The organism is Sphingomonas asaccharolytica NBRC 15499 (assembly GCF_001598355.1).
GTDB classification, from domain to species: Bacteria; Pseudomonadota; Alphaproteobacteria; order Sphingomonadales; family Sphingomonadaceae; genus Sphingomonas; species Sphingomonas asaccharolytica.
Genome location: NZ_BCYU01000184.1, coordinates 1 through 976, shown reverse-complemented (window position 1 = coordinate 976; position 976 = coordinate 1). Strand labels below are relative to the sequence as shown.

Below are 976 nucleotides of genomic sequence, written 5' to 3'. Positions count from 1 at the left end.
GAGCCAGTCGTCGAGGCGGGCGGCGAGAGTCTCGTCGTCGAGCCTGCCGCCCCAGCCATGGGCGGCGGCGAACGTCGCGCGGTCGCGGAGCGCGGTCGACGCCTCGCCCCAGGGCAGCAAGTGCAGGCCATGGTCGCGGACGCCCTCGACCAACGCGGCCGCGATCGCGATCGGATCGGCGTTGCTATCGGGGCCGCGCGACAGAGCGATCGCGCCCAGGCGGCGTTCGCGCACCGCCTCGACGCCGCCGGTTGCAGGATCGAACGCGAAGGTGCGGCGCGTTTCGATCTTGTCGGCGAACAGGGTTTCGACCGTCGCCTGGTCGATCGCCGCCGCCGACAAGATGCGGGCGCCGGCCGCGATGCCCTGCGTCTCGGCGACGGCGAGCCATTGCGCGGTGGCGAGCGGGTCGGTCGCGTCGAGCTTGAACCCGCGGCCGCCGACCGAGGCCCAACGTTCGCCGGAAGCGTCGCGGCGCCGGGAAACGCGGTCGGGGAAGGCGAGGGCAATGGCGATCTCTTCTCCCCTCCCGTTTACGGGAGGGGTTGGGGGAGGGCTTGTTCTTTCCGCGCTCCCAGTTTCGACACGCCCTCCCCTAGCCCCTCCCGCGAGCGGGAGGGGAATATCAGCCCACCGCTCGGCCAATCGCCTAGCACTCTCGGCGCGACGACCGCGTTCCGTACGAAACCGGCGAACTCTGATTTCCAGATCCGTCCCCGGGCCACCCAGTCCCCGCTCGCCGAGCAACACCGCAACCTCGGCCGCTTCTCTCGCCAGCCCCATCTCCCGCGCACGAACCAGCATGTGCGCGAGCCGCGGCGGCATCGGCAGTTTCGCGATCGCGCGGCCGTGCGCGGTCGGCCGGCCATCGGCGTCGAGCGCTTCGAGCGTAGCGAGGCGGGCGCGTCCCTCCGCCACCGCGGCGTCGGGCGGCGGATCGAGCCACGCCAGCGCGCGTGGATCGGCGACTCCCCAG

The 976-nt window shown here is 72.5% G+C and carries 1 protein-coding gene; it reads right to left on the bottom strand.

Annotation, left to right across the window (positions count from 1 at the left end; genetic code table 11):
• Nucleotides 1-976 (bottom strand): DEAD/DEAH box helicase (locus tag SAS01S_RS21995; RefSeq protein ID WP_500799088.1); only part of this gene is annotated, 976 nt, incomplete at both ends.